This window comes from Streptomyces noursei (genome assembly GCF_016917755.1).
Taxonomy (GTDB): Bacteria; Actinomycetota; Actinomycetes; order Streptomycetales; family Streptomycetaceae; genus Streptomyces; species Streptomyces yunnanensis.
In genome coordinates this window covers 3,528,900-3,555,084 of the sequence record NZ_CP070326.1, presented here as the reverse complement: position 1 = coordinate 3,555,084, position 26,185 = coordinate 3,528,900, and the positions used below count along the sequence as shown (strand labels likewise).

At 73.7% G+C, this 26,185-nt stretch carries 22 protein-coding genes and 1 pseudogene; 7 read left to right on the top strand and 16 right to left on the bottom strand.

Annotation, left to right across the window (positions count from 1 at the left end):
- Positions 1–153: 153 nt before the first annotated feature.
- On the bottom strand, positions 154–1,029 hold the full coding sequence (locus JNO44_RS15715; RefSeq protein WP_205364772.1) for a glycosyltransferase family 2 protein: 876 nt from the start codon (positions 1,027–1,029) through the stop codon (positions 154–156).
- 167 nt (positions 1,030–1,196) lie between these two features.
- Positions 1,197–1,988, bottom strand: a complete 792-nt coding sequence (locus tag JNO44_RS15710; protein WP_073442136.1) for an oxygen-binding di-iron domain-containing protein — start codon at positions 1,986–1,988, stop codon at positions 1,197–1,199.
- A gap of 527 nt (positions 1,989–2,515) precedes the next feature.
- Here JNO44_RS15710 and trxA point away from each other — a divergent pair.
- Together trxA and JNO44_RS15700 are read left to right on the top strand one after the other, a co-directional pair.
- A complete protein-coding gene (trxA, locus tag JNO44_RS15705) occupies positions 2,516–2,920 on the top strand; it encodes a thioredoxin (RefSeq protein ID WP_205364770.1) in 405 nt (134 codons plus the stop codon).
- A gap of 22 nt (positions 2,921–2,942) precedes the next feature.
- Positions 2,943–3,539 carry a histidine phosphatase family protein gene (locus JNO44_RS15700; RefSeq protein WP_205364768.1) on the top strand — a complete coding sequence of 199 codons (597 nt, stop codon included), beginning with the start codon at positions 2,943–2,945 and terminating at the stop codon, positions 3,537–3,539.
- A gap of 104 nt (positions 3,540–3,643) precedes the next feature.
- On the opposite strand, the gene mreB is transcribed toward JNO44_RS15700, so the two are convergent.
- Positions 3,644–4,675, bottom strand: a complete 1,032-nt coding sequence (mreB, locus tag JNO44_RS15695; RefSeq protein ID WP_039636803.1) for a rod shape-determining protein — start codon at positions 4,673–4,675, stop codon at positions 3,644–3,646.
- 324 nt (positions 4,676–4,999) lie between these two features.
- On the opposite strand from mreB, the gene JNO44_RS15690 reads away from it, so the two are divergent.
- Positions 5,000–5,137, top strand: a complete 138-nt coding sequence (locus JNO44_RS15690) for a hypothetical protein (protein WP_205364767.1) — start codon at positions 5,000–5,002, stop codon at positions 5,135–5,137.
- 136 nt (positions 5,138–5,273) lie between these two features.
- Here the strand turns inward: JNO44_RS15690 and JNO44_RS15685 are convergent, their stop codons facing one another.
- From JNO44_RS15685 to pgfA, 10 genes and pseudogenes are all read right to left on the bottom strand, one after another.
- Positions 5,274–5,888, bottom strand: a complete 615-nt coding sequence (locus tag JNO44_RS15685) for a hypothetical protein (RefSeq protein WP_205364765.1) — start codon at positions 5,886–5,888, stop codon at positions 5,274–5,276.
- The gene (locus JNO44_RS15680) at positions 5,872–6,729 is read right to left on the bottom strand and encodes an FkbM family methyltransferase (RefSeq protein WP_205364763.1); all 858 of its coding nucleotides are present in this window, start codon (positions 6,727–6,729) and stop codon (positions 5,872–5,874) included. Before JNO44_RS15680 ends, JNO44_RS15685 begins: the two co-directional genes overlap by 17 nt.
- 323 nt (positions 6,730–7,052) lie before the next feature.
- Positions 7,053–7,238, bottom strand: a pseudogene (locus tag JNO44_RS15675) (Trm112 family protein); the annotation flags it as partial.
- Positions 7,239–7,361: 123 nt separating this feature from the next.
- Positions 7,362–8,510, bottom strand: coding sequence for a DMT family transporter (locus tag JNO44_RS15670; RefSeq protein WP_240167553.1), 1,149 nt, complete (start codon positions 8,508–8,510; stop codon positions 7,362–7,364).
- A gap of 283 nt (positions 8,511–8,793) precedes the next feature.
- Positions 8,794–9,603 (bottom strand): class I SAM-dependent methyltransferase, encoded by an 810-nt coding sequence (locus tag JNO44_RS15665; protein WP_205364761.1) that lies wholly within the window; start codon positions 9,601–9,603, stop codon positions 8,794–8,796.
- A complete protein-coding gene (locus JNO44_RS15660) occupies positions 9,600–11,354 on the bottom strand; it encodes a condensation protein (RefSeq protein ID WP_420882648.1) in 1,755 nt (584 codons plus the stop codon). The genes JNO44_RS15665 and JNO44_RS15660 overlap by 4 nt, the downstream gene beginning before the upstream one ends.
- Positions 11,351–15,802, bottom strand: coding sequence for an alpha-(1->3)-arabinofuranosyltransferase domain-containing protein (locus tag JNO44_RS15655; protein ID WP_205364757.1), 4,452 nt, complete (start codon positions 15,800–15,802; stop codon positions 11,351–11,353). Before JNO44_RS15655 ends, JNO44_RS15660 begins: the two co-directional genes overlap by 4 nt.
- Positions 15,799–16,524 carry a class I SAM-dependent methyltransferase gene (locus JNO44_RS15650; RefSeq protein ID WP_205364755.1) on the bottom strand — a complete coding sequence of 242 codons (726 nt, stop codon included), beginning with the start codon at positions 16,522–16,524 and terminating at the stop codon, positions 15,799–15,801. Before JNO44_RS15650 ends, JNO44_RS15655 begins: the two co-directional genes overlap by 4 nt.
- Positions 16,525–16,531: 7 nt before the next feature.
- Positions 16,532–17,713, bottom strand: coding sequence for a glycosyltransferase family 4 protein (locus tag JNO44_RS15645; RefSeq protein ID WP_205364753.1), 1,182 nt, complete (start codon positions 17,711–17,713; stop codon positions 16,532–16,534).
- Positions 17,714–17,970: 257 nt separating this feature from the next.
- Positions 17,971–18,987 carry a cell envelope lipid trafficking protein PgfA gene (pgfA, locus tag JNO44_RS15640; protein ID WP_420882647.1) on the bottom strand — a complete coding sequence of 339 codons (1,017 nt, stop codon included), beginning with the start codon at positions 18,985–18,987 and terminating at the stop codon, positions 17,971–17,973.
- Between the two features lie 329 nt (positions 18,988–19,316).
- On the opposite strand from pgfA, the gene JNO44_RS15635 reads away from it, so the two are divergent.
- Positions 19,317–19,463 carry a hypothetical protein gene (locus JNO44_RS15635; RefSeq protein WP_180990165.1) on the top strand — a complete coding sequence of 49 codons (147 nt, stop codon included), beginning with the start codon at positions 19,317–19,319 and terminating at the stop codon, positions 19,461–19,463.
- Positions 19,464–19,474: 11 nt separating this feature from the next.
- On the top strand, positions 19,475–20,779 hold the full coding sequence (locus tag JNO44_RS15630; protein WP_205364751.1) for a PucR-like N-terminal domain-containing protein: 1,305 nt from the start codon (positions 19,475–19,477) through the stop codon (positions 20,777–20,779).
- Between the two features lie 178 nt (positions 20,780–20,957).
- Here JNO44_RS15630 and JNO44_RS15625 read toward each other — a convergent pair whose 3' ends face one another.
- The gene (locus JNO44_RS15625) at positions 20,958–21,971 is read right to left on the bottom strand and encodes a TetR/AcrR family transcriptional regulator (protein ID WP_205364749.1); all 1,014 of its coding nucleotides are present in this window, start codon (positions 21,969–21,971) and stop codon (positions 20,958–20,960) included.
- 180 nt (positions 21,972–22,151) lie between these two features.
- Between JNO44_RS15625 and JNO44_RS15620 the strand changes: the two genes are divergently transcribed.
- Entirely contained in the window at positions 22,152–23,768 is a 1,617-nt protein-coding gene (locus JNO44_RS15620) for an MFS transporter (protein ID WP_205364747.1), read from the top strand.
- A 2-nt stretch (positions 23,769–23,770) separates the two neighbouring features.
- Here JNO44_RS15620 and JNO44_RS15615 read toward each other — a convergent pair whose 3' ends face one another.
- Together JNO44_RS15615 and JNO44_RS15610 are read right to left on the bottom strand one after the other, a co-directional pair.
- The gene (locus JNO44_RS15615) at positions 23,771–24,394 is read right to left on the bottom strand and encodes a mycothiol-dependent nitroreductase Rv2466c family protein (protein ID WP_067351929.1); all 624 of its coding nucleotides are present in this window, start codon (positions 24,392–24,394) and stop codon (positions 23,771–23,773) included.
- Positions 24,395–24,554: 160 nt separating this feature from the next.
- A complete protein-coding gene (locus tag JNO44_RS15610; protein ID WP_073442501.1) occupies positions 24,555–25,043 on the bottom strand; it encodes a MarR family winged helix-turn-helix transcriptional regulator in 489 nt (162 codons plus the stop codon).
- 88 nt (positions 25,044–25,131) lie between these two features.
- Here JNO44_RS15610 and JNO44_RS15605 point away from each other — a divergent pair, with 88 nt between their 5' ends.
- A complete protein-coding gene (locus JNO44_RS15605) occupies positions 25,132–26,154 on the top strand; it encodes an NADP-dependent oxidoreductase (protein WP_205364745.1) in 1,023 nt (340 codons plus the stop codon).
- Positions 26,155–26,185 lie beyond the last annotated feature (31 nt).

Sequence of the window (26,185 nt, the reverse complement as noted above, 5' to 3'; positions counted from 1 at the left end):
ACTCGCCGGATCGAGCAGTTCCCCACCGGTTCGTAAAGTTCGTACGGGAAGACGCCCTCGGAAAGTTGACGGTTCCTTAAAGGGAGCGGCAAAGATGCCAGAGAGCGTTCCGCTTCCGCGGTGACCGGACGACGGGCCAGCGGCGGACGGGCCCTAGATGACCGGCGGACGCCCCAGCCGGGTCATCCGCCACACCGTGCGCCAGCGCATCGGCCGGCGTCGGCCGCACGGGGTGCGCACCCCCTCGGCGAAGCCCGCGGCCCAGGCCCGCATGCCCGCCGCCGAGCGGCCGCGGACGGCCGTCAGCGCCGCCCACACCCCCAGATACACGGGGACCAGCACGGCCGGCAGATGGCGCTTCGCGAGCCAGACGCGGTTCCGGGCGACCATCCGGTGGTACACCGCGTGCCGGGTCGGCGAGGTGTACGGGTGCTGCAGCACGACCTCCGGGGCGTAACGGATGCGCCAGCCGTCGTCCAGCGCCCGCCAGGCCAGGTCGGTCTCCTCGTGGGCGTAGAAGAACGCGTCCGGCCAGCCGCCGATCCGGTCCAGCATCGGCACGGACAGTGCGTGCCCGCCGCCGAGGAACGTCGTGACCAGCCCGCCCTGCTGCGGATCGCCGACCCGCAGGCGCGGCACGTGGCGGCGCTGGGTGCGGCCCAGTTCGTCGGCGATGCGGAAGCTGACGATCCCCAACTTCGGGTCATCCGCGTAGAGTTCGGCGAGCCGGCTGAAGACGTCCGTGCTGATCAGCAGCCCGTCGTCGTCCAGATCGACCACCAGGTCCAGGTCGCCGAGCTTGCGCAGCTCATCCAGGGCGACGTTACGGCCACCGGAGACACCCAGGTTCTCGGTCAGCGACACACCGGTGACGCCGTCGGGCAGCGGGGGCAGCGGCGAGCCGTTGCCGACGACCACGATGTGCGTCGCGGGGAGGTCCTGCTTCGCCACCGAATCCAGCAGGTCCTGCAGCTCGGTGGGGCGGTTTCCCATGGTCAAGATGGCGACGCCCAGGCGCAGCTGACGCACAGATGAACACTCCGTTCTTGGCGGTCTCTTGAGCGATGCTAGCCGCCGCCGCAGACCACTGCGCACCACGACGCAGGCCCCGCGACATCCCGTCGGAACCCGACCCGGGGCGCCGGTGAACGGCCCGATCGGCGGTCCGAGCCCCCGGTTCGGCGGCGCGGACGCGGTCAGCCCTGTGGGGCGTTGGCGCCGGCCAGGGCACTCGGTCGGGCGGCGAACGCCAGTTCCGGGCCGAACCGCTCCTGATAGCCGTCGGCCAGCGCGCACAGCGCTGCCGCGCCGTCCCCGTCGTACGACGACCCGTGCATCACGGCCAGCGTCCGGGGCGAGAGCCGGGCCAGGGAACGCATGGTCTCCACCGCCGCCGTCAGACAGGACGTCTGGCGGAACATCTCCTCCGCGTCCAGTGCCGGCCCGACCAGGTCGCGTTCGGTGATCGGCGGGCCGTTGCCCAGATGAGTGAAAAGATCACCGCACAGCAGCGTGCCGGTGGTCTCCTCGAACAGCACCCGCGCCTCCCAATTGTGCGGCACATGCGGGGTGTTGAGGTGCATCACCCGGCGGCGCAACAGCTCCTTGCCACCCAGGTCCAGCGTCTCACCGTGCGCCAACGGGCGCGGCGGCCGGTCGGCGAGATCGTTGAGCGAGACCAGACACCCCTGGAGCCCGTGGGCCACCTCGGCGCGCGGGGCCGCGGCCAGGAACTCGTTCATCGCCCCGCACTCGTCGGCCTCCACGTGCCCGAACGCCAGCCAGCGCAGCTCCGCCACCGGAACCACCCTTCCCACGGCCTCCGAGACCGCGGGGAAGAGATGCCGCATGCCCGTGTGGAAGAGCAGCGGTTCCTCCGCGTCGATGAGGAACTGGTTGAACGTGAAGCCGGCCGGCGCGGCCACGTCGGGAACGTAGGTGGAGATCCGGTAGATCCCATCGGCGATCTCGTCGACGCGCGTCTCCATAGGGCCGACGCCTCCTTCCGGGCGGCCCCCCGTCCATCGTAGGGCGGGCGGGTGGACGGGGCGCGGCACGGTTCGCGGTGCCGGCGGTCGACACGGCAGCCGTTACGGCCGCGCAGGTTGAGGCGGCCGTCATGGCTGCCCGCTCCGCCCCGCTCCCGTAGGGGGTGATCTGGGCCACGGCATGTCTAGGACGGCGCGGTGTGGGCAGGGGAGCCGGGCGGTCCGGTGCGCGCGGAATCGCGGAATCGCGGAATCGCGGAAATGCGGAATACCGTGCGGGTTGGTCCTGTTACGGAAGCCGTGAGGGAAGCTGTGACGGGAGTCGGGCACCGGGCGGGCCGTCCGCCGGCGCCCGGCAGGCCGTCGGTGCGCCGCAGCGCCGCACGTCGAACCCAACCGAAACACCGAACCCAACCGAACAGCGGACACCGACCGGACAGCGGAAACCAGCCGCACACCACAGCCGCCCCGGAGGCCGAAGCGTCAGCCCGCCGAAGCCTCGACGAACCGGAAGCAGGGAAGCGCGTATGAGCACCGTGGAGCTCACCAAGGAAAACTTCGACGAGATCGTCTCCGGCAACGATTTCGTCCTGATCGACTTCTGGGCCGAATGGTGCGGCCCCTGCAAGCAGTTCGGGCCGGTCTTCGAGCGGTCGTCCGAGAAGCACGGCGACCTGCTCTTCGCCAAGGTCAACACGGAGAAGCAACCCGAACTCGCCGCCGCCTTCGACATCCGCTCCATCCCCACCCTGATGATCGTCCGGCAGAACATCGCGGTGTTCGCCCAGCCCGGGGCGCTCCCCGAGGCCGCTCTGGAGGACGTCATCGGCCAGGCCCGCGCCCTCGACATGGACGAGGTCCGCGCCTCGGTCGCCGACGCCCAGGAGCAGCAGACGCAGGACGGCGGCGGAGAGCAGGCGCAGGGCGCGTGAGCGAGCGAAGCGAGATCGCGGCATGAGCGAGCTCCTGCTGGTCCGGCACGGCGAGACCGAGTGGAGCCGGGACGGCCGGCACACCAGCTGGACCGACCTCCCCCTCACCGCCAACGGCGAGGAGCAGGCCCGCGCCCTCCGGCCGCTGCTGTCGGCGCGGAAGATCGCGCGGGTCTACGCCAGCCCGATGACGCGCGCGCTGCGCACCGCCGAACTGGCCGGGCTCCCCTCCCCGCACATCCTCGATGACCTGCGGGAATGGGACTACGGCGGGGACGAGGGGATCACCACCGCCGAGATCCACCGCAGCAGACCCGACTGGTACCTCTTCGACGACGGCGTCGCGCCGGGGCCGGCCGAGCACCCCGGGGAGTCACCCGAGGAGGTCGGGGCGCGCGCCGACCGCGTACTGGCGCTGATCGCGCCCCACCTTGAGGTCGACGAGGGCGATGTGGCGCTGGTGGCGCATGCGCACTTCCTGCGCGTACTGACCGCCCGCCGGCTGGGACTCCCGGCCGCCTCGGGCGGCCTGTTCACCTTCGGCACCGGCACGATCGGCATCCTGGGCGCCGAGCACGACCGGCCCGCGGTGATCGCCTGGAACGCCCGGAGCTTGTAGGCGGCCGGGCGCGCCTGGGGGCCAACGGGGCACCGGGCCAAGGGTCATCGGGTCACTGGGCCAGGGGTCATCGGGTCACCGGGCCGATAGGGCACGGCACCTGTTCAGGGGGCCATCGGGTCAAGGTGCAGGGGCTGCACCTTGCCCTCGATCATCGCGCCCAGCCCCTGCACCGCACAGGTGCTGGGCTGGTCCGCGATGTGCACCGGCATCGACGTGGCCTCATGGATCATCGGCTCCAGGCCCGGGATCAGCGCGCTGCCGCCCGCCAGCATGATGCCGCGCTCGCCGAGGTCGGCCACGAGGTCCGGCGGGCAGCGGCGGAGCACCGCACTGATGCCGTCGAGAATCGCCGTCAGCGGGGTGATGATGGCGCGCCGCACCCGCTCGGTGTCCACATGCACCGACCGGGCCAGCCCGCTGACCACGTCCCGCCCGTGCACCTCGGTGGAGCCGGGAGTGAGCTCCCCGTCCCCCGACAGCATCAGGTGCAGCGGACGCACGGACTGGTTCGGCAGCATCAGCTCGTGGTGCAGCCGAAGGTGCTGGATCACCGCGTGGTCGATGGCGTTGCCGCCCACGGGGACGGTCTCGGCGGCCACGATCGAGCCGAGCGAGAGCACCGCGACCTGCGTGGTCCCCGCACCGCACACCACGATCATGGTCGCTTCCGGCTGCTCCACCGGGAGCCCGCAACCGACGGCCGCGGCGACCAGTGTGTCGACCAGCTCGACCCGACGGGCGCCCAACCCGGTCAGCGTCTCCACGGCGGCCCGCTGCGCCAGCGGCTCACTGCCGTACGGGAGGCAGACCGCGGCCCGCATCGAGGGCCGCCGCCGCCATGTCTTGCGCAGCTTGTCGCCGACCAGGTGGCGCAGCAGGCGCTGGGCCAGGTCGATGTCCACGACCGTCCCGTTGGAGACCGGTCGGACCACGCGGATGTAGTCCGGCGTGCGGCCGTCCATCACCTCGGCTTGCGCGCCCACGGCCAGCATCGACCCGGTGCGGGTGTTGACCGCGGCGACGGTCGGTTCGTCGACGACCAGCCCCTGGTTCTTGACGTACACCCTGGTCCGGGCCGCTCCGAGGTCGACGGCGGCCGAGCAGCGGCGCAGTTGGGCGAGGCTGATGGTCATGGTGGATTCCTCCCCGATGGGCCGGTGCGAACGTCCCCGGCGGGCCGGTACTGGGCACGAGCGCCCGCACGTGAGCGCTCGTGCGCCATCCTCCGAGCCTCCACTGGGCCCCGCCCGCTGAGCGCGTCCGCTCGGGGGACGAGGGCGTGGGAGGGGCGGCGTTGGGGTGAGGGAGGGGCGGCCAGGGGCGCGCGGTGGCCTCTTGGAGGCCGGGACGGGGTGGGGCGGCCGGCGGGGGTCGGGTGCCGGGGGCCGGGCGTCGGGTGTACCCGGGTGCGTGCGAACAAGCTGACTCGGCGGCAGGGAAGGCGGAGGGGAGGGGGTTTGACCGTCAGTCAGGCTGGGACCGGAGCATTCGGGGCCGAGTCCGAGCCCGAGCCCGATCCCGAGGTCAAGGTCGAGTCCGAGCCCGATCCCGAGGTCAAGGCCGAGCCTGAGGCCGACTCCGAGGGGGCTGACTGAATGTCAGGCATCGGGGGCGGGAGTTGCGACCGGTCCTCTACAAGGCGTCGGTTCGGGCCCTTGGGCCTTGGCGAGCCATCGACTTCATCTCGTCGCTCCTCCTCCTGCTGCTCCTTCTCGTCCTCCTCGCTTTCGCTCACCCCTCCACTCGCCGCTGGAAAAGGCCCCAGGTGAACTCCGTGACGACGTCCTGGGGTGCGCCGTCCGGTCCGGGGGCGGTGCAGGCCAGGCGCCAGCGGGTGGGGGCGCTGCCCTCCATCGGGCGGACCGGGGGAAAGGCGCGGGCGACCTCGTCGACCGTGCACGACCAGGGGGCGAGGTCCGCGGTCGTCCGGAGGTCGGGTCCGGGGGCGCCGGGTGCGCGTACGAGCCAGGCGTTCCAGACGCCGCCCCCGGGCGCGCTGAGCACCTCGAACCGCAGGTCCGGCCAGAGGGGGATCGGCCAGGTCAGCGCCTCGCAGGTCAGGTCGCCGATGCGGCGGGTGGCGACGGTCTCCGGCGTACCGAGCAGCGCACGGTACGGCTGGACGCCGGCGCGCGCCCGCGGGCTGTGCATCCGGGCCTGCCAGCGGCGGTTGGCCTCGCGCATCTGGGCGCGGGTGACCCGTAGTTGGCGGAGGGCGTTCTCGACGAGGACGGGCTGGTGGTCGGCCATTCGACGCAGCAGTACGAGCTGGAAGGCGAGGGGGCCGGGAAGGTCGGAGGGGGTGCCGGAGCCGGCGGGCGGGGCATTGTCAGTGGCGGGGCTCATGATGGACATGGTCGTGGATGACGGCCGCGGGAGGTGCGGAGGCGGCAGTCGGCGCGGTGTGCGCGGGACCCGCGGTGTGCGCGGGACCGGGGCGGACGCCGTCGGGGAGGAAGAGTACGGAATTGACGTAGCGGCGGTGCGGGGCGAGGGAGCGGCGCAGCAGACCGTGTTCGGCGACGTAGGAGGTACGGGACTGATGGGCGGACAGATCGAAGTCGGCCAGCGGCAGCCAGTGGTCGTGTGGCAGGACCCAGCCGCGATATCCACGGGCGGCCGTCCACTCCAGGACGGGCGCCAGCGGTTGGATGCGGGTCTCCAACTCCACGAAGAGGGCCGGGAGTTCGCGCTCGATGGTGCGTGTCGCGCCGCGTAGTACCGCAAGCTCGCCGCCGTCCACATCGATCTTGATGAGGGTGACGGCGGTGAGGCGCAGCGCGTCCAGGGGGAGGCAGGGGACGTCCAGGGTGGCGGAGTGCACCTCACGGCGTACGAGTGAGGAGACCCCGCGGTCGCCGCGGCCGTCCGGAGGGAGCCAGAGCGTGGCGCAACCGGCGTGGTCGGTGGCCGCGGCGGATACGACGTCCACGTGCGCCGGCGTGGTCGAGGCGAGCAGGCGAGCCAGATGGGGGACGGGCTCGATGGTGACGACCCGGTCCGCGCGGCGTGCCAAGCGCCGGGTCCATGGGCCGTACCACCCTCCGACGTCCACGGCCGTACCACCTGCCGGACAGAAGTCGGGCAGTCGCCCCAGTTCCGGTTCGAACCGCGGGTAGAGCCCGGCCGCCAGCGCCGACACCATGCGCCCCGGCAACCAGGGCCCCACCCGCGCCGCGAACGTCATGACCCGGCCCCCGCACCGGGCCCCGACCCGGACGCCACCCTCTCCGGCCCGGGCCCCGCGACTCCTGCCGCTCCTCCGGCTCCTCCCGCGGTTCCACCTGGCGCGCCCCTCGTTTCCGCTCCTGCCTCCGTTCCTGACTCCGTCGTCCCCACCTCCTCGACCTCGTCCTCGATCTCGTCCGCGAGCCCGTCCGGTTTCCCGATCGTTCCGCCGGTCGCGCCGCTGAATTCGCTCCCGTTCTCGTTCTCGTTCCCGCTCCCGTTCTCGTTCCCGTTCCCGTTCTCGCTCCCGCTCTCGTGCCTGTCCTTGCTCTCGTGTACTGCGCGTTCGTGTTCGGCTTCCGAGACCTGCTCCCCGGAGGACGGGAGCAGCTGCGGAATCCCGTCGAGGATCGGATAGCGCCGACGCAGCCGCGGGTTGTAGAGCGCTTCCTCGGAGGTCAAGAGCACCAGGGGCCCCTTGTCTATCGGGCACGCCAGAATCTTCAACAGCGCATCGTCAGGCTTCACGATCCACTCCCTCCACGCACGGCACTCGACTCCCTCACGCTCGACTTCGTCACCGCGCATCGCGCGTGGCTCATCGCGTGGCTCATCGCGTGGCTCATTGCATGGCTCATTGCTTCGCTCGGCTCATCGCTCGGCCTCGCCATTGATCAATCCCTTCGCCGGGTGGTCACGCTGCATGTGGTGGGTGGTCACGTTGCTTGTGGTCAGGGGCGGTTGAGGGGTTCGGTGGGCTGCAGTCGCAGCCCTTGGGGCTGTCGGCGGGGGCGCGGTCGTCGCCGCCGGCTCGGGTGTGAGGGGTGCTCCCGGTGCGGAGGGTGCGGGTGTCTCCCTGCGTGGAAGTGCGGGTGGTGGTGTTGCCGTGGGGTGGGCGCGCCGCGGTGGGGCCGCGGGGGGTGCTTCGTGGCGCGGGAGTGCCAGGAGGACCGTGAGGGCCACGGCCGTGCCGCCGAGGCGCAGTGCCAGGCGCAGGGGGTCGCCGGGCAGTGGTTCGCCGAACGCCACGGTGCCGCAGGCGACGGTGAAGACGCAGGTCACCGTGGTGCAGACGGGCACGATCACCGAGGCTCGGCAGCGTTGCAGGGCGGTTTGGGACAGGACCAGGCCGGCGGCCCCGGTGACGAGGAGCAGGTACGGGTAGGGCGAGCGGAGGACGGCCAACGCGGCGGCCCGCAGGTCGTGGAAGTCGAGCAGGCCGGAGACGCCCTTGATGGCCAGCGAGCTGACGCCGTAGAGGAGCCCGACGGCCACCCCGTAGGGGACGCCGGCGGTTGGCCGGCGGTGGCGGCGGCGGGCGCGCAGCTCCGCCGAGCGGTACAGCAGCAGTCCCGTGGCCAGGGACGGTACGGCGATCGTGAGCAGCGTCGCGGGCGGGGCGGTGCGGGCGATGGCCTGGGCGTCGTCGTTCCGGAGGGAGGCGACGACCAGTACGAGTGCCATCAGGATCGCTGCTATGCCCTGCCGCTCCCGGCCGCTGGTGCGCTCGCCGAGCAGCGCCGAGGACATGAGCAGGAGCAGGACCAGCCCCGAGATGAAGATGCCCTGGGCGGCGGCTATGGGGAGGGTGCGGTAGACGGCGAGTTGGGCGGCGAAGCCCGCGGCCAGGGCGAGTGAGCCGCCCAGCCACAGGGGGCTGCTGAGGAGGTGGCGTATGAGGCGGGCGGGGCGGCGGGTGCTGAGGGCGGGGAGGGTGGCGAGTGCGCGTTTCTCCAGGACGAAGCCGGTGCTGTAGAGGACGTTGGCGAGCAGTGCGGACGCCACGCCCCACCAGAGCATGGGTCTACCTCCTTCTCGGGGGACTCGCGTGACTGGGGTGACTGGCTTGCTCGGGCTTGCTCGGGTGACTCGCTTTCTCGGAGGGCTCGCTTTTGACTGGCTTGCCCGGGTGACTCGCTTGCTCGGGTGGCTCGGACGGTCTTTGGTGGCTGGGCGGCTCCGGTGTTCTTCGGGGCTGGTCCTTGGTGGCTCGGGTGGGGTTTGGTCTGGGTGGTGGTGGTTCCGGGGTGGGGCCGGTGGGTGTGCCTTGCGGGGGCCTCCTTCCTTGCTATTACGGCAACGATTACGGAGTGTAGTTTTGTTCCCGGGTTCGTTGCAGAGCGTGATGGGTGGGGTGAGTGGGATGGGCGGGGTGGTTGTGGTGAGTGGGGTGGGGGCGGGCGTGGGCCAGGAGGATGGAGGCCAGGGGCGGGACGTGGCAGGCGGCGCGGTCGAAGGGGCGGAGCGGGCGGGGGACGTCGTGGTACGGGGCGCCGGCGATGCGGATGACGTCGAAGCCGGACGCGGTGAGGAAGGCGCGGAGCGCGCGGGCGGTGTAGAGGCGCAGGTGGCCGACGACCTGGCTGCCGGGGCGGCCGTGGATGGCGCGCAGGCTGACCTCCGAGAAGACGGGCTGGACACCGGCCAGCAGGAGGCCGCGGTTGTACCAGGCGGCGAGGTTCGGGGTGGAGAGCAGCAGATGGCCGCCCGGGCGTAGCACGCGGCGGAGTTCGTCGAGGGCGGCGTCGGGGTCGACGAGGTGCTCGATGACCTCGCTGAAGAGGACGGCGTCGGCCGAGCCGGTGGCGAACGGGAGTCCGCCGTCGGTGAGTTCGCCGCGTACGACGTGTCCTATGTGGGCGGCGGCGCGGCGGAGGGCGTCCTGGGACCAGTCGACGCCGATGACGCGGTGACCCGTGAGGACGTCGGCGGCGGTGGCCGCCGCGGTGCCGTCGCCGCAGCCGATGTCCAGGACGGTGGCGGGCGGCGCGCCGGCGTGTACGGGGCCGAGGGCGCGCGCCAGGAGCCGGGCCTGCCGTCGGCTGCGGGCGTCGCCGGACGCGACCGGCACCGCGGGGTTCTCGTAGAAGCTCCGAAGGGGGGTGGTGGTCATGGGGCGCCGCCTTCTTCCGCCGAGGGGACGGGTCCTGGTGCGGGGGCGGATCCCGGGGGCCAGGCGGTGGCGGCGGGGGGCCAGGCGGTGGCGGCGAGGGAGGACCGGAAGAGGTCGAGCAGGCGGCTGGCGGCGGCCTCGTCGAGGAGGGCGCGGGACCAGCGGAGGGCGAGGTGGATGCGGTCCCCGTCGCAGGTGGCGGCGGTGGTGATGCTCAGGCCGCGGGGCATCCGGGCCGGCGCGGAGAACCACACTGCGGTCGCCCGGCCGCCCGTTTCGCCGAAGTCCAGGGGGTACGGGACGCGGCCGATGTTGGAGAGGAGGGTGGTGGGCGTCCAGGCGGCGGCGAGGGAGCGGAGGGCACGGGTGAGGGCGCGGCGGGGTCCGACGGGGAGGGGGAGGGAGGTCAGCACGGCGGCGGGCAGGCCGAGCGGGGAGCGGGGAGCGGTCGACTTCAGGGCCCGGGTACGGGCGGAGGTCCGATGCAGGAGACGCGTGAGGGGGGTGGGGGCCGAGGTGGTGTGGGGAGCACCGCCCGGGCCGGTGTGTGGCGCGAGGGGCGGTGTGGTGGGCGGGAAGGGGACGGCGGCGAGGCGGGTGCCGTTGCCGATGGGCATGTGGGGGCCTCGCGGCCGGTCGTCGATGGGCATGGTGATGACGACGGGGGCGGCGGGGCGGTCGTGGAGCTGGTTCCAGCGGGCGGCCATCAGGTAGGTGGCGACCAGGAGTTGGTCGTTGACGGTGTAGACGGTGTAGGGGGGCCGTTCGCCGGTGGGGCGTGGGGGGCGGGTGGGGACGGGGAGTTCGGTGAGGAGCATGCCGTTGCCGTTGCCGTTGCCGCTGCCGCTGCCGTTGGTGCTGGTCGTCGGGTTGCTGGTCGTCGGGTTGCTGGTCGTCGGGTTGGTGGTTGGCGTGGAGTGGTCGGGGGCGAGGCGGGCCGGGCGGGTGAGGAGTCCCGGGCGGGAGTGGCCAGGCGGTTGCGGCGGATGGGGCGGATGAGGTGGATGGGGTGAATGGGGTAGACGAGGTGGGTGGGCGGGCGGCTCGTTCGGATTTGCCGACCTGGCTGGGCTTGTACAGCCCGCCGGTTCTGTTGACCCGGCCGGGCCTGTGGACCCGGCGTACAGTTCGGCGGCGGTGGCCAGGATGCGGAGGCAGGCCGGGCCGTCCAGGGCGGTGTGGTGGAGGGTGAGCAGCAGAACGGTGCCGGTGGAGGGGGCCACTGGTGGACGGCCGTCGGCGGGGGCGGCGTGCGCGGGCTCGATGACCTCCAGGCGTACGGGGGGCGAGGCGTCCAGGGGAGGGCAGTCGGTGAGTGCGCGGGCCCGGGCGTGGGCGAGGGCGTCGGGGCCCGGGGGCGGGAAGACGACCGGGTCCACGTCCGGGGCCGGGGTGAGCTGCCAGGTGTAGTGGCGGTGCCACCAGCGGGCCGGTACCTGGCGCATCAGGACGCGCGGATGGCGGGCGAGGGCCTGGTGGAACGCGGTGCGCAGCCGTTCGTGGTCGAGTCGGCCGGGGAGGTGCACCTCTATGTGGACGGTCTCCGGTTCGTCGTCCTCCAGGCAGTGCCGGGAGATCTCGTCCACCAGAGGGAACGGGATGCGCGTGGGGTGATGGGGACGGGTGGGGGAGGTGGTGCGGGGGTGGACGTCCCGGCTCCCCGGCGGGTCGTCTTGGACCGGTTGGACCGGTTGGACCGGTTGGACCGGTTGGACCGGTTGGACCGGTCGGGCTGGTTCCAGGGCGGTCATCGTGAGGTGTCCTCCTGGCTGGTGGCCGGGGGCCGGCCGGTGGCCGGGGGTGCCGTGCCGGCGTCCGGCGGTGGGACGGCAGTGTCCGGTGGTGGGACGGCAGCGTCCGGCGGTGGGGCGTCGGTCGCGGCGGAGGTGTCGGGCGCGGGCGTCGGCAGGGTGACGACGGCCGCCGCCAGTGCCAGCAGGGCCAGGGCCTGGGCGAGCCCGCTGAAGGCGCCCTCGCGGTCGGCGGCGGGGTGGCCCGCGCCGACGGCGGCGGTGATGCCGGCCGCGAGCATCGCGGTGCCGGCCAGCGGTACCAGTGCCCGCGGCCGGAGGCGGGCCACCAGGGCCAGCGGCGCGACGATCAGCGCGTACGGCCCGGCTGCCAGGGCCACCACCGCGGTCAGGGCCAGCGTGCCCAGGACCCAGGACGGGGCGGGCGGTTGCGGCGGTGCGGCGGGCGGGGTGCCCGGGGTCCGGCGGGTGCGGCGGATCAGGGCGGAGGCGAGGAGCGCGACGATGCCCAGCGCGCCGGCGACGAGGCCCACGTCGTAGGAGGTGGCCGGGGCGTAGGAGAGCGTGACGGTGCCGCCGGCGCCGGCCGGGACGAGGAACGCCTGTTGCCAGCCGTCCACGCGGAGCGGGGTGAGTTCCCGGCCGTTGAGGGTGGCGTGCCAGCCGTCGTTGGCGTTCTCGTGGAGTTGGAGGTAGGCGGCCGGGCCGGCGCCGATGGTGACGGTGCGGTGGTCGCCGGTCCAGTCTTTGGCGGCGACGGCCCGTGCGGTGTCGGGGGTTCGTGCGGTGTCGGGGGTCCGTGCCGCGCCGGGGGCGCCGGCGGACCGTGCGTCGGCAGGAGGCCGTAAGTCGGTGGCGGACCGCGATCCGGTGGAGGACCGCGATCCGGTGGAGGACCGCGCGTCGGCGGACGACCGGGTGTTCACCGAGGGCGACATGGCCGCGGCCGCCGGTCCTCGGCCCAATGTCACGTCCGTGATCGCCAACGGGCCCTGGTCGCCGGCCTCCACGCGGTGCTGGCCGGCGCGCAGGAGCAGCCGACCGTCGGTGACGGCCGGGCCGCAGAGCTGGACGTCGATGGGGCGGCGGTCGGTGAGGTCGCGGATCGAGCCGCTGGCCCGGCTGGCGTACAGGATGCCGTCGACGGCGAGCATCGGGCCCTGGCCGCAGGGGAGGGCGAAGCGCTTGTCGGGGGCCGGGCGCGGGGTGCGGTAGGCGTCGAGGGCGGGGATGTAGACCTCGCTGAGGCCGACGGGGAGTTGCAGGGCCTGGCCGGCGACGGGGTTGCTGAGGGTGAGTTCCTTGACCTTGCTGATGGTGATGTCGAGGCGGTCGGTGGTGATCGGGTCGAAGCGGGCCAGGCCGTTCTCGTCGACGCCTGCGGTGGCCGCGCCGTAGGGGGAGTTGAGCTGGATCTGCTCGGGGCGGGTGGAGATGCCGCCGGCGGCGGCCAGCACGATCTGGTCGATCTTCTTCTTGCCGGGCCAGCGCAGGTGGAGGGTGGGTTTGTCGCCGGCGATCCAGGCCGTCGTCAGGTCGCCGTCGACGAGGTTGCGGGGGCTGAGGGACTGGCCGAAGCCGAAGCTGGTGGAGTCTGCGGTGGCGGTGATGCGGTCCTTCTGCTCGGGGGCGATCTTGTCCAGGAGCCGGTCGAGGGCGGTGCTGGGGACGGCCAGCGCGGTGCCGGAGACGGTGTAGGGGGCGGTGCGGCCGGTGGTGAACTGGCGGTGCAGGCCGGTCTCGGCGGAGACGGGGGAGAGGCCGCCGGGGTCGCTGCCGCGGTGGAGGGAGATGACCTGGGAGGGGGAGTCGGATCGGGTGGCGTCCGTGGGGAGCTGGAGCAGCCGGGTGACCTGGACGCCGGGGATGGAGATCTCGGTGAAGCCGGCGCCGGAGAGGCCGGCGCGCGGGTTCTGCGAGCCGCGGATGGTGAGTTGGAGCCAGGTCGCCCTGCCCGGGGGCGCCTTGATCTGCTGGCGGGAGCCGTCGGGGCGGAGGGTGCTGTCGGCGCTGCCGCGGTCGGTCTGGACGCGGACGGCGGTGGGGGCGGCGCGGAGTCCGTCGCCGCGCAGCGGGGTGACGGAGAGGCTCGCGGGAAGGGTGGTGGGGTGGGTGAAGGCGATGCGGATCCACTGGCCGACGGGGTTGCCGGCGCTGCCCTCCGCCCAGGCGGTGTCGGGATTGCCGTCGAAGGCGTTGACCGGGTCGTACTGCGGCAGGTGGAAGAGCCAGTTGCCGCTGGAGGAGGCGGTGACGGAGGCGGCGCCGCGGAGGACCGCAGTGGTCTGGTGGTCGATGCCGGAGGTCGGGAGGATCTGCCGGGGTGGGCGGCCGGGGTCCTGGAGGCTGCCGGGGAGGTTGGTCTCGTCGGCGGTGTAGGTGTACGAGGTGTTGCTGTTGACCAGGCCGAAGCGGGTGTCGGCGCGGCGCAGCCCGTCGGCGGTGAGCTGGAGCGGCGGGGTGCCGAGGCCGGGGTGGCGGTCGCCGGACAGGACGGTGGCGCGGTTGCCCAGCGCGGGGTCGGCGGAGAGCTGGAGGAGGGCTTCCGGCCCGCCGCTGAGCTGGGCGGTGTCCGCGGTGGCGGGGGCGGTGACGGGGCCCGGTTCGGGGACGCCCTGTGGCCGGTAGACCTCGACGGAGCGTTGGCGCGGGTAGAGGCCCTGGACCTGGAGGGGGGCTTCGGCGGGGATCCGGCCGCCGGTGGTGAGCGGGCCGAAGGCGGCGGCCTTGCGGTAGCCGGACGCCTCCAGGGTGCGTTCGACGGTCTGCGGGGGGACGTAGCCGATCTGGTCGGGGTCGAGGTCGTTGCGGACGACGACGTCGTGGATGCCGGCCCGGTGCAGGTAGTCGCGCAGGCCGGGGACCTCGGCACCGGTGAGCAGCGCCTGTTCGACGGCGTCCAGGGTGCGCCGCGAGCCGGGGGTCCCGAAGGGCACGAAGTCGCGCTGCGTCCAGGGGGATCGGGCGAGTACGTCGAGGGGGTCGTCGATGGGGGAGCCCCAGGTGAACAGGCCGTGTGCGGTGGCGGGGACGACCAGGGAGCGGCTGCCGTGGGTGTGGTCCTTGAGCCAGTCGGCGGTCTGCCGCCAGTAGGTGGGGAGTTGGGTGAAGGCGCCGGGCTGGAGGACGTTGCCGTTGAGGTACGGCAGGGCGAGGGCCGGCAGGACCAGCAGCGCGGCGACGGCGGCGGGCAGTCGGCGGGCGGCCGGGCGGGTGGCGCGCCGCCCGGTGCCCGTCCACCGGACGGCGGCCAGCAGGTGGGTCAGGCCCAGGGCGAGGGCCAGCCCGAGGCCGGGGGTGAACTTGTAGATGTTGCGGAACGGGCGCAGCCAGCCGTTCAGCCAGTCCTGCCACGCGCCGTGCAGGGGGCCGCCGAGGGTGCCGCCGTAGCCGGCCAGGGTGATCAGGGCGACGGTCAGCACGGTGAGCAGCAGCCAGCGGCGTTCGGGCAGGTCGCGGCGGGCCAGGCCGGCCAGGCCCAGGGCGGCGGCCAGGGCCGAGCCGGCGACGGCGACGGCGTTGCCGGTCAGGGTCCAGCCGGCGGGCAGCCAGGGTTTGCCGAAGTTGAGGTAGCCGACCCAGTTGCCGGCGCCGCGCAGCAGTTCGGTGGCGGACATGGTGCCGGTGGTGGTGTCGGCCTGTTCGATGAACGGCATGAAGTTCTCGCCGTGCAGGCCCAGGAGGAGCAGCGGGATCGCCCACCAGGCGGTGGCCAGGACGACGCCCGGCAGCCACCAGGCGAGCAGGGCGCGGCGGCGCGGTCCCGTACGGGAGAGCAGATACAGCAGGGCGGGCAGCAGGGAGGCCAGGGTGGAGGCCGCGTTGACGCCGCCCATGCAGGGGATCAGCAGGGCCGAACGGGTCGCCGCGGTACGGGGGGTGAGCCGCGGGTCGGTGAGCGGCAGCAGCACCCAGGGCAGCACCGCGCCGGGCAGCGCGGCGGCGGAGGTGGAGCCGATGACGAGGGTGAAGGCGGGCCACAGGGCGTAGCAGGCGGCGCCCAGGAGCCGGGTCGGCGGGGTGCCGACCCGGAACCGTTCGGCGAGCCGCAGGGCGCCCCAGAAGGCGGTGGTGACGATCAGCGACATCCACAGCCGTTCGGCGAGCCAGACGGGCAGGTGGACGACGTGGGTCGCGCCGTAATACGGGAGGGAGGGGAAGGCGTAGCCGATGTACTGGTCGGCGAGGCCGCCGAAGCCGGCCCGGTCGTGCCACATGTGGCCGAGGTCGGCGAGGAACCGCCCGGGGTCGGCGGCCACCCCCAGCTTGGTCTCGAACGTCATCTTCCCCGGCGAGGGCGCCAGGAACGCGACCAGCACCGCGGCCCAGAACGCCAGCAGCCAGCGCCGGCGCCGCGGCGCGTCGGGCGGCGGCGCGGGGGCGGCGGCCGGGGTGCCGCCGGCGTCGGGCGCTCCGGGGGACGGGGACATCTTCAGCGTCTGGGTCATGGCAACCGCCGGAGGATGAGGAGGAGGTTCCAGGTGGCGATCTCGCGGACGCCGGGGAGGCGGGGGATGGTCTCGGCGAGGAACGGCGCGTAGCGGGAGCGGGCGGTGACCACCGCGACGTCGTCCCGGGCCCGGACCTGCCGCAGGGTGCGGCCGATGTGCACGGCGAAGAGGTTCTCGCCCAGGGTGTGCTTGGCGGGCCGGCCGGTGCGCCGGTGGTAGCGGCGGCGGGCCCGTTCGGCGCCGAGGTAGTGCCAGGGGGCGGTCTCGTGGCCGCCCCAGGGGGAGAGCCAGTTGGTGAACGCCACGTAGATCAGGCCGCCGGGGCGGGTGACCCGCACCAGTTCGCTGAGGAAGGTCTGCGGGTCGGCGACGTGCTCCAGGACGTTGGAGGAGAAGCAGACGTCGGCGGTGCCGTCGGCGAGCGGCAGCAGGTAGCCGTCGGCGAGCACCGCGCCGTCGGGGGTCCGGCCGCGGGCGGTGAGTTCGGCGGGGTCGGGTTCGAAGAGGTAGCCGTGGGCGCCGCGGCGGCGGAACTCCTCGGTGAAGTGGCCGCTGCCGCCGCCGACGTCGGCGACCACCGCGCCGTCCAGCGGGACATGGCGTTCGACCTGGTCGGCGGCGTCCCGGGCGAGCAGCCGGTAGCAGTGTTCGGGGTCGGTCGGTTCGTTCAGGAAGGCCCGGAAGAGGGCCAGGGACCTGCGCAGCGAGGGGTCGCGCACGGGGCGGTCACCGCCCGGGGAGCGGCCGCAGGTACGCCTCCGCGGCGACTGCCCGGAAGCTGCGGACGGTCCGGCTCCATCTGAAGCGGGCGGCGCGGTCGGCCGCCGCGGCGCCCAGCGCGTGCCGCCGGCGGGCGCTCAGGCCCAGGGTGCACCAGTGCGCGGCGAAGGCGCTCTCGCCGCGGGCCAGCAGTCCGGTGGTGCCGTCCTCGACGGAGTCCCGCAGGCCGGGGATGTCGAAGCCGATGGTGGGGGTGCGGCGCGCGGCGGCCTCCATCACCACCAGGCCCCAGCCCTCGACGAGGGAGGGGTGCAGCAACAGCCAGGCCGAGCACAGCAGTCGGTGTTTGCGCTGTTCGGAGATCCGGCCGGTGAAGGTGACGCCGGGGCCGGCCAGCGCGGTCAGCCGGGCGCGCTCCGGGCCGTCGCCGACGATCACCAGCCGGCCGCCGGTGACCGGACGGACCCGTTCCCACAGCCGCAGCAGCAGATCGATCCGCTTGTACTCGACGAGCCGGCCCATGGCCAGGAACAGCGGCTCGGGGGCCTCGGGGACGAGCGGACCGGGTTCCTCCACGCCGTTGTGGACGAGCCGGATCCGGTCGGGCGCGACGCCGAGTTCCTGGAGGGCGGCGGCCGTCGAGTCGGACACCGCGACCATCAGGTTGCCGCGGTGGGTGCCGGCCAGCGCCCAGTGCTCCAGGCGGCGGCCGAGCCGGGCGGCGGGCGCCGGGTAGCGCATCCGCCACAGGTCGGTGTGGACGTGGTTGACCAGGCACAGCGTCGGGCCGCGGTGCCACAGCGGCGCGAGGTAGGGCATGCCGTTGCAGACCTCGACCAGCAGGTCGCAGCCGCCGGCCCGGCGCGCCACCTGGCGGGGGACGCGCAGGAAGTGGCCGGCGTCGCCGCCCGCCGAGACGACCCGGTAGTCGCGGTCGGAGGCCGGTCCGCCGCACAGCAGGGTGACCTGGTGGCCGTGGCCGGTGAGCCCGTCGGCGATCCGGTCCACCAGCAGTTCGGAGCCGCCGGCGGCGGGATTGCCCAGGTCGCGGCGGGCCAGGAACACGATCCGGCGGGGGAGCGGGGCGGCGCCAGCGGCCGGAGCGGCGGCCGCGGACGGTGCGCGGGGGGCCGGCGGTGCCGGGGACGCGGCGGGCAGCGGAGGGGAGGGGGGTACATGCTGGGGCATGTGCGATCCAACTCGTCTCAGGGTGCGGTACCTGCGGTGGGGGACGTACTGCGTGCTGAGTCGTGCGGGTCGTGCGGGTCGTGCGGGTCGTGCGGGGACGGGTGGGTGTACGGGCGGGGGACGGGCGTGCAGGGGACGGTTGGTACGGGGGCGTGCAGGGGCGTGTTCCCGGTGGGAGGCACAGTGTTCGCGCCGGGGCGGGCCCGCGGCTACTCACCGGGGTGACAAAATCCGCTCCGCTCCCGCCCGTTGCGGCCTCACGCCGCTGAGAATCGGCCACCGCGCCGCCCGCGGGCCACCAGCACCCCGCCGGCCACCGCGAGCACCCCGCCGGCCGCGCCGGCGGCGGTCGGCAGCGTCCGTCCGACCAGGGCCAACTTCCCGCTGTCGGCCCGCGCCAGGGAGATCTGCGCCCGGCGGGTGGCGGGCGTGAACGCGAGGTTCCGGGCCCGCAGCAGCACGACCGCGTCCCGCCGGGCGCCGGGTGCCCGCAGCGTCTTGACCGGCGAGATCGACGCGTCGACGATCCGCCCGGTGCGCTCCTCGACGACCAGGTCGATCCCGGTGTTGGCGTACCACTCCTCGGCCTGGATCTGGCCCTGCCCCGGGCGGCCTACCAGCCGCCCGGGGACCTGCCGGGTGCCGGTCCGGGTGGCCGGCACGGTCCCGGTGAAGCGGTAGCCGGTGCTGCCCGGTAGCTGTGTGGTGCCGGCGAAGTGGAGCGGGACGGCCGCGCCGAGGGTGTCGTCCCACCAGCGGTAGGTCTTCTTCTCCATCGCGAAGGGGAACTTCAGGTAGGCGTCCCCGTCGAAGCGGGTGGGACTCTCCCCGCAGCAGTGCACCGGGGCGTTGCTGCGCCGGTCGGTGACCCAGCGGCCGGTGGTCCACTGGAACGCCCTGCGCGGGTCCTTCAGGGGCAGCGTCCGCGGGGTGTCGACCGTCGTGGACACGTCCCAGACCGCCCGCCCGCTCTGCTCGCTCGCCGCGACGTCGCCCAGCACGTGCCGGGTGATGGTGATCCGCTGCCCGTCCCGGGTGGTCAGCGCGTCGGTGTCGAAGTAGCTGCCGGTGCCGGTGAAGACCGTGGTGACGTCCACGTCGACGGGGGTGACCGCGGCCCGCGGCGTCACGTACCAGATCAACAGCGGGGCCAGCACCAGCAGGAACACGCCGGCGCCGAGGAGCGCCAGGGAGAGCGGCGAGGCGGTGCGGGGCACGGGGGAGGGCGGAGCGGAGTCGGCGGTGGAAGAGCCGGGATGTCTGGACGGACGCATACGAGCACTCCTGGAAGCGGTGGGGGAACACGCCCTGGTGCACGTGCGGCGCCGCGACGCGGCGCCATGGGCCGGGAACGTAAGCGAACCCTTGACAGCGCGTCAATGCCCTTCCACACTCGGCAGGCACCACGACCGAAGCGGCGCCGCGCGGTGGGAACGCGGCACCGCCGCCGGTCTTCCGAGCCGTTGGGCCCTGCGGGCCGCGGGGCCGCAGGGCCGTCCGCCCCGCGGCCGTACGCCTGCCGACGTGCTCCTCTGTTCCGCTCTCCCGGTACCGCTCGCGCCGCTCTCCCGGTACCGGCTGCCGACGAAGGGATCGCCGCGCCATGCACCGCATGCTCGCCGCCGCGCTGACCGCACTGGCCGCCGCCGCCCTGGCCGTGGGCGCCGCACTGGGCATCGTCGCCGCCCTGGAGACCACGCCCGAGCAGCCGAACGTACCGCTGGTGACCTTCGGCCGGCCCGGCGCGTAAGGGCCGCCGCAGTGGTGACCGCGGTCCGCTCGGCGTGGCGCGAGGTGCCGCCCTATCAGGTGCACCGGTTCGCCGCCCTGGCACTGGAGGAAGTGCCCGCGCTGGCGCAGGAGATCTTCCGGGAGATCCGTCGGGAGTACCCCCAACTCCCTTTGATCCCCGACGAGTCGGGGGAGCCGCGGGCCCTGGTCGGCATCCGGCAGTCCCTGGAGCAGTTCCTCGGGCACCTCACCGCCGGCCTGGACCGGCCGCACGTCCACCCGCGCGTCTTCCAGGAGTTCGGCCGCGGCGAGGTGATCCAGGGACGCAGCCTGGACGTCCTCCAGGCGATCTACCGGCTGGGCGTGCGCCTGGCCTGGCGGCGGCTGGCGGAGATCGGCCAGGAGGTCGCCATCCCCGCCCCCGCCATGTACGAACTGGCCGAGTCCGGCTTCGAGTACCTCGACGGGCTGGTCGCCGAGTCCGTCCGCGGCTACGCGGAGGCCGCGGCCCGTCAGGCCGGCGAGCGGCTGCGGATGCAGCGCCGCCTGATGGACCAGCTGTTCGCGGACCCCGATCACGCGACGCGGGACGGCCGTCGCCGCCACCGGGACGGCGCCCTGCCGGGCGTCCCGGACCCCGGCGAGCCCCCCCTCCCCGCCCCCGCGGCGGAACCGGGGGACCCCCGTCCGCTGCTCGCCGAACGGGCCCGGCTGGTCGGCTGGCCGCTGCCCGAACGGGTCGCGGTGGCGGTGCTGTTGCGCCCGGACCGGGAGGCGGTGGCGCCCGCGGTCGCGGACGGCATCCTGCTCGACATGGAGTGCGAACGGCCCCGCCTGGTGGTGCCGGACCCGGACGCCCCCGGCCGCAGCGAACTGCTGTCCCGCGCCGCGGCCGGCTGGTCGGGCGCCATCGGGCCCGCCGTGCCGCTGCTGGACGCCGGGAAGTCGCTGCGCTGGGCGGCCTCCGCGGTCGACCTGATGGAGCGCGGACTGCTGCCCGCCGGCGAGCTGCTGCGGTGCACCGAGCACACCGAGGCGCTGGTGCTGCTGCCGCCCGGCGAACTGATCGAGGACCTCACCCGCCGCCGCCTCGCCCCGCTGGAGCACTGCGGTCCCACCCACGGCCGGCGGCTCGCCGAGACCCTGCTCGCCTGGCTGGAGACCCGCGGCGGCGCCCCCGAGATCGCCGCCCGCCTCGGCGTCCATCCGCAGACCGTCCGCTACCGCCTCCGCCAGATCCGCGAACTGTGGGGCGACGACGTCGAGGACCCCGACCGCCGCTTCGAACTCGAACTGGTCCTGCGCGCCCAGCGGTTACGCGGCAAACTCGGCTGACGGCGGCCCGGGGGCGGGGGCCGGGGGCGGGGGATTGCCGGCGTACCTCCCCCCCCGCCGCGTCCCGCCGGAATACTGCCCCGCCGCGCCGCGTTCCGCCGGAATACCTCCCGGCCGCGCCGCGTTGTGGCCCCGCAGGGGGCGTCCGCATCCCCTACGGGATGTGTTCGCCCACCCCCTAGGCCCCACCCCCAGGCCCCCGCCCTCCCCCCGCCGCCCCTCGCGCCCGCCCCTCCACCAGCAACCCCATCCCGTCCAGCAGCCGCGCGAGCCCGAACTCGAAGAGGGTGTCCAGGGTCACCGCGTCCGATTCCAGTCCGTCCACCCCCGCGTACATCGGATACCCGCCGGATCGCAGGATGCGCTCGTAGGCCGGTTCCATGGCGGCCATCCACTGGTCCCGGTCCATCCCGGTGTGCTGCTCCGCCTCCAGGTCGTCCTCGAACACCGCGGCGGTGGCGCGCACGTGGTTCAGCAGCGTCACCGACATGTGCAGCAGCGTCGTCGGGTCCATCCCCTCGACCCGCGCCATGGTCCACTCGATGACCGCCATCGCCCGCGGCATCGGCTGCGGCCGGCTGATCGACAGATACTGGGCGAGCCAGGGGTGCCGCCGGTAGAGCGCCCACTGGAGTCGGGCGCCCGCCTCCATCCGGTCCCGCCAGCCGGTCGGCGCCGGTTCCGGCAGCCGCACCTCGGCGAACGCGGCGTCCGCCATCTGCATCACCAGCTCGTCCTTGCTGCCCACATGGCGGTAGAGCGCCATCGAGGAGACCCCGAACTCCGCCGCCACCCGGCGCATGGACAGCGCCCGCAGCCCCTCCCCGTCGGCGACCTCGATCCCGGCCCGGACGATCCGCTCGCGCGTCAGCGCGCCGTCGCCCTCCCGCGCGGACCGTCCCCGCGACGCGTCCCCGGGGGCCGCGTCCGTCCCGGATGGCCGGCCGTCAGGAGCGCTGCCTTGGCTGCCCCGTGCGGCGACCACCGTCCCCACTCCCGGTACGACGCGGACGACGCCCTCCTGGCGCAGTGCGGCGAGCGCCTTGGTGGCGGTCGCCATCGCCACGCCCCACTCCTGGGTGATCCGCCGGGTCGACGGCACCCGGTCGCCGGGGGCCAGTTCGCCGGCGTCGACGCGGGCCCGCACGGCGTCCGCGATCTGTCGGTAGGGCGGTGGTGCGGACTGGTTCACGCGGCGGCCTCCGTACTAGTGCACCGAGGGGTTCTCCCCGGGTTTTCCGCGCCGTCGAGCGTAGCAGCGGCGCCGCGGGCGCCCCTGTCCTCACCGAGGTGCACTAGTGTGACGAACCCCAAAACCCCAAGTGCCGCAAGGTGTTTGTGCCGTAAACCCCGGGTGCCTACGCTGTCCGCCATGTCGTTTACTGCGTATACCTCCAAGGTGCGGGGTGCGCCCGCGCCGAAGGCGGGCCGCCGGGAGTGGGTCGCCCTGGTCGTCCTCCTGCTGCCCTGCCTGCTCGTCTCGATGGACGTCTCGGTCCTCTATTTCGCCGTGCCGTTCCTGTCCGCCCAACTGGAGCCCAGCGCCGTCCAACAGCTGTGGATCCTCGACGTCTACGGCTTCGTCCTCGCCGGCCTGCTGATCACCATGGGAGCGCTCGGCGACCGCATCGGCCGCCGTCGACTGCTGCTGACCGGCGCCGTGCTCTTCGGCCTCGCCTCCTGCCTGGCCGCATACGCGCAGAGCGCCGAAATGCTCATCGCCGCACGGGCGTTGCTCGGTGTCGGCGGCGCCACCCTGATGCCGTCCACCCTCGCCATGATCCGCAACCTCTTCCCCGACGAGCGGCAGCGCGGCAAGGCCGTCGCCATCTGGTCGGCGGCGGTGACCGGCGGCATCGCCATCGGCCCGGTGCTCAGCGGGGCGCTGCTGGAGCACTTCTGGTGGGGCTCGGTCTTCCTGGTCAACACCCCCGCGATGGCGCTGCTGCTGATCTGCGGCCCGCTGCTGCTCCCGGAGTTCAGGAACCCGGCCGCCGGCCGCTTCGACCTCCTGGGGTCGGTGCTCTCCCTGGCGGCGATGCTGCCGGTCGTCTACGGCATCAAGGAGATCGCCCGGAACGGCGTGGCTGTGCTGCCGGTCGCCGCCCTGGTCGTCGGCGTGCTGGCGGCCGCGGCCTTCGTCCTGCGGCAGCGCACCGCCCGCCATCCGATGCTCGACCTGGAGCTGCTGCGGCACCGTGGGTTCAGCGGCTCGGTCCTGATGAACCTGCTGGCGATGTTCACGGTCGTCGGCTGTGCCGTGTTCCTGACCCAGTACCTCCAGACCATACGGGGCATGAGCCCGTTGCGGGCCGCGCTGTGGCACATGGTGCCGTCCCTCGCCGTCGGCGCGATCGCGCCGCTGTCCGCCGCGCTCGCCCGGCGCCTGGACCGCGCCTACCTGGTCGCCGCCGGTTTCGTCTTCGCGGCCGGCGGCTTCCTCTGGCTGTCCCGGCTGGAGGCGTCCTCGCCGCTGTGGTCCGTCCTGGGCGGCGCCGCGGTCTACGCCAGCGGCCTGGTGGCGGTGATGTCACTCGGCAACGAACTGGCCCTCGGCGCCGCCCCGCCCGAGCGCGCCGGTTCCGCCTCGGCGGTCCTGGAGTCGGGCACCGAACTGGGCGGCGCCCTGGGCATGGCGATCCTCGGCACCATCGGGAGCGCGGTCTACGGGGACGACATCGAGGGCGCGCTGCTCGCCGGCCTCCCGAAGGGGGCCGCCGGCGCGGCGCACGAGACTCTGGCCGGTGCCCTTCAGGTCGCCGCCCACCTGCCGGACCGGGTCGGCCACGCCCTGGTGTCCGCCGCCCGGGACGCCTTCATGCACGGGCTGCACGCCGCCGCCCTGTGCGCCGCGGGCGTGATGGCCGCGGCCGCGGTCCTGGCGGTGGTGCTGCTGCGCGGCCTGCGCACGCCGACGGACGAGGGTGGTAGGGCGGGCGCGGCGGCGGACGGCGCCCGTGAGGCCGCCGCACCCGCCGCCGTCAACTGACGTCAGCTGAAGTCGAATTCCCCGGTACGGGTCCGCTTGAGCTCGAAGAACCGGTCGTAGCCGGCGAGCAGGCGGACCCCGTCGAAGATCCGCACCGCGTCCTCGCCCCGGGGGATCGCCATCAGGACGGGGCCGAAGAACGCCACCCCGTCGATGTGGATGGTGGGCGTGCCGACGTCCTCGCCGACCGGGTCCATGCCCTCGTGGTGGCTCTTGCGCAGCGCGTCGTCGTAGGTGTCCTGCTCGGCGGCGCGGGCCAGCTCGGTGGGCAGCCCGACCTCGGCGAGCGCCTCCTCGATGACGGCCGCGGTGTCCTCCCGGCCCTCCTTGTGGATCCGGGTGCCGAGCGCGGTGTACAGGTCGCGCAGCACCTCTTCCCCGTGCTCCTGGGCGGCGGCGATGCACACCCGCACCGGGCCCCAGCCGGCGTCCAGTAGTTCGCGGTACTTCTCGGGGAGGTCCTCGCGGCCCTCGTTGAGCACGGACAGGCTCATCACCCGGAACCGCAGATCGATGTCCCGGAGGCTCTCCACCTCCAGGATCCAGCGGGAGGTGATCCAGGCGAACGGGCAGATGGGGTCGAAGTAGAAGTCGACGGTGGGGCGGCTGGGGTTCTGGTGCGTCATGCCGACCAGGTTAAGGCGTCACCGGCCCGGCCATCTGGGACACTCGGCCGTGCTGCGCCTGGGCCAATTCGGTCACCTGCCGTGGGCGCCGGCCGGTGCCGCGCGCACTCCGCCGGCCCGTTCCCCCGGCCCTGCCCGCCCCTCGGCCCCTGCCCGCTCCTCAGCCCTCGCTTCGGCGGCGCTCCCCGGCTTCCCGGCCCGTCCCGGGCGCCTCCGGCACCTCCGGTTCGACACCCAGCATCCGCTGGAGCAGCTGCTTGAGCAGGGTGCGCTCGGCGACCGTCAACCGGCCGAGCGGCTGGCGGGCGAAGTCCAGCGACGTGCGCAGCCGGTCGGCCGTCGCCCGGCCCTCGTCGGTGGGGACGGCCAGCTTGACCCGGCGGTCGGCCGGGTCGGGGCGGCGCTCCACCAGGCCGCGGGACTCCAGGCGGTCCACGATGCCGGTGACGTTGGACGGCTCGCACTTCAGGCACTGCGCGAGCTTGCGCATCGGCATCGGCTCCATCGCCAGCAGGCGCAGCAGCCGGGCCTGGGCGCCCGTGAGGGAGTGCTCGGCCGCGGCGCGCTCGTACTCCTCGTGGTAGCGGGCGACGACGGTGCCGATGAGGTCGACCACCTCGACGGTCAGAGGGTCTGGGCGCGCTGTCATACACACCAGGATACCCAATTACTTGACAGCATGAAATATTCAGGCTCATTATTGTTTCAGTAACTGAAACATTTGGAGGTTCACGCTCATGTCCGCACCGCTGCCGACGACCAGTCGCGAATGGCACCTCGTCGCCCGCCCGCAGGGCTGGCCCACCCCCGACGACTTCGCGCTGCGCGAGGCCGCGCTGCCCGAGCTCGCCGACGGCCAGATCCTCGTCAAGAACCTCCACTTCTCCGTCGACCCGTACATGCGCGGTCGGATGAACGACGTGAAGTCCTACGTCCCGCCCTTCCAGCTGGATCAGCCGATGGACGGCGGCGCGGTCGGCGAGGTCCTCGCCTCGCGCGCCGAGGGCTTCGCCGTCGGCGACCACGTCCTGCACGGCCTCGGCTGGCGCTCGCACGCCGTCCTCGGCGCCGACCGGGTCGCCAAGGTGGACGCCTCGCTCGCCCCGCTCACCGCCTACCTCGGCGTCCTCGGCATGCCGGGCCTGACCGCGTACGCGGGCCTGCTGGCGGTCGCCGGGTTCAAGGAGGGCGACGCCGTCTTCGTCTCCGGCGCGGCCGGCGCGGTGGGCAGCCAGGTCGGGCAGATCGCCCGCCTCAAGGGCGCCTCCCGGGTCATCGGCTCCGCCGGCTCCGACGAGAAGGTCCGCCTGCTCACCGAGGAGTACGGCTTCGACGCCGCCTTCAACTACAAGAACGGCGACGTCACCGAGCAGCTCAAGGCCGCCGCCCCCGACGGCATCGACGTCTACTTCGACAACGTCGGCGGCGACCACCTCGAAGCCGCCATCAGCGTGCTCAACGTCCATGGCCGGGCGGCCATTTGCGGCATGATCTCGATGTACAACGCCACCGAGCCGAGCCCCGCCCCGCGCAATCTGGCCCTGGTGATCGGCAAGCGCCTCCGGCTGGAGGGCCTGCTGGTGAGCGACCACCAGGCGCTCCAGCCGCAGTTCGTCGAGGAGGTCTCCGGCTGGATCCGTTCCGGTGAGCTGAAGTACTCCGAGACCAAGGTCTCGGGCATCGAGAACGGCGTCGAGGCGTTCCTCGGCATGCTCCGCGGCGCCAACACCGGGAAGATGATCGTGAGCCTGGCGGACTGAGGCCCGGACCGCGGGGGAGCGGGGCCGTCGA

What these genes read in the sequence shown, in the direction of transcription:
- JNO44_RS15710 (WP_073442136.1), bottom strand. Translation starts at nt 1,988, where the DNA reads ATGGAGACGCGCGTCGACGAGATCGCCGATGGGATCTACCGGATCTCC.
- trxA (WP_205364770.1), top strand. Translation starts at nt 2,516, where the DNA reads ATGAGCACCGTGGAGCTCACCAAGGAAAACTTCGACGAGATCGTCTCC.
- JNO44_RS15700 (WP_205364768.1), top strand. Translation starts at nt 2,943, where the DNA reads ATGAGCGAGCTCCTGCTGGTCCGGCACGGCGAGACCGAGTGGAGCCGG.
- mreB (WP_039636803.1), bottom strand. Translation starts at nt 4,675, where the DNA reads ATGACCATCAGCCTCGCCCAACTGCGCCGCTGCTCGGCCGCCGTCGAC.
- JNO44_RS15685 (WP_205364765.1), bottom strand. Translation starts at nt 5,888, where the DNA reads ATGAGCCCCGCCACTGACAATGCCCCGCCCGCCGGCTCCGGCACCCCC.
- JNO44_RS15680 (WP_205364763.1), bottom strand. Translation starts at nt 6,729, where the DNA reads ATGACGTTCGCGGCGCGGGTGGGGCCCTGGTTGCCGGGGCGCATGGTG.
- JNO44_RS15670 (WP_240167553.1), bottom strand. Translation starts at nt 8,510, where the DNA reads ATGCTCTGGTGGGGCGTGGCGTCCGCACTGCTCGCCAACGTCCTCTAC.
- JNO44_RS15665 (WP_205364761.1), bottom strand. Translation starts at nt 9,603, where the DNA reads ATGACCACCACCCCCCTTCGGAGCTTCTACGAGAACCCCGCGGTGCCG.
- JNO44_RS15660 (WP_420882648.1), bottom strand. Translation starts at nt 11,354, where the DNA reads ATGACCGCCCTGGAACCAGCCCGACCGGTCCAACCGGTCCAACCGGTC.
- JNO44_RS15655 (WP_205364757.1), bottom strand. Translation starts at nt 15,802, where the DNA reads ATGACCCAGACGCTGAAGATGTCCCCGTCCCCCGGAGCGCCCGACGCC.
- JNO44_RS15645 (WP_205364753.1), bottom strand. Translation starts at nt 17,713, where the DNA reads ATGCCCCAGCATGTACCCCCCTCCCCTCCGCTGCCCGCCGCGTCCCCG.
- pgfA (WP_420882647.1), bottom strand. Translation starts at nt 18,987, where the DNA reads ATGCGTCCGTCCAGACATCCCGGCTCTTCCACCGCCGACTCCGCTCCG.
- JNO44_RS15635 (WP_180990165.1), top strand. Translation starts at nt 19,317, where the DNA reads ATGCACCGCATGCTCGCCGCCGCGCTGACCGCACTGGCCGCCGCCGCC.
- JNO44_RS15620 (WP_205364747.1), top strand. Translation starts at nt 22,152, where the DNA reads ATGTCGTTTACTGCGTATACCTCCAAGGTGCGGGGTGCGCCCGCGCCG.
- JNO44_RS15615 (WP_067351929.1), bottom strand. Translation starts at nt 24,394, where the DNA reads ATGACGCACCAGAACCCCAGCCGCCCCACCGTCGACTTCTACTTCGAC.
- JNO44_RS15610 (WP_073442501.1), bottom strand. Translation starts at nt 25,043, where the DNA reads ATGACAGCGCGCCCAGACCCTCTGACCGTCGAGGTGGTCGACCTCATC.
- JNO44_RS15605 (WP_205364745.1), top strand. Translation starts at nt 25,132, where the DNA reads ATGTCCGCACCGCTGCCGACGACCAGTCGCGAATGGCACCTCGTCGCC.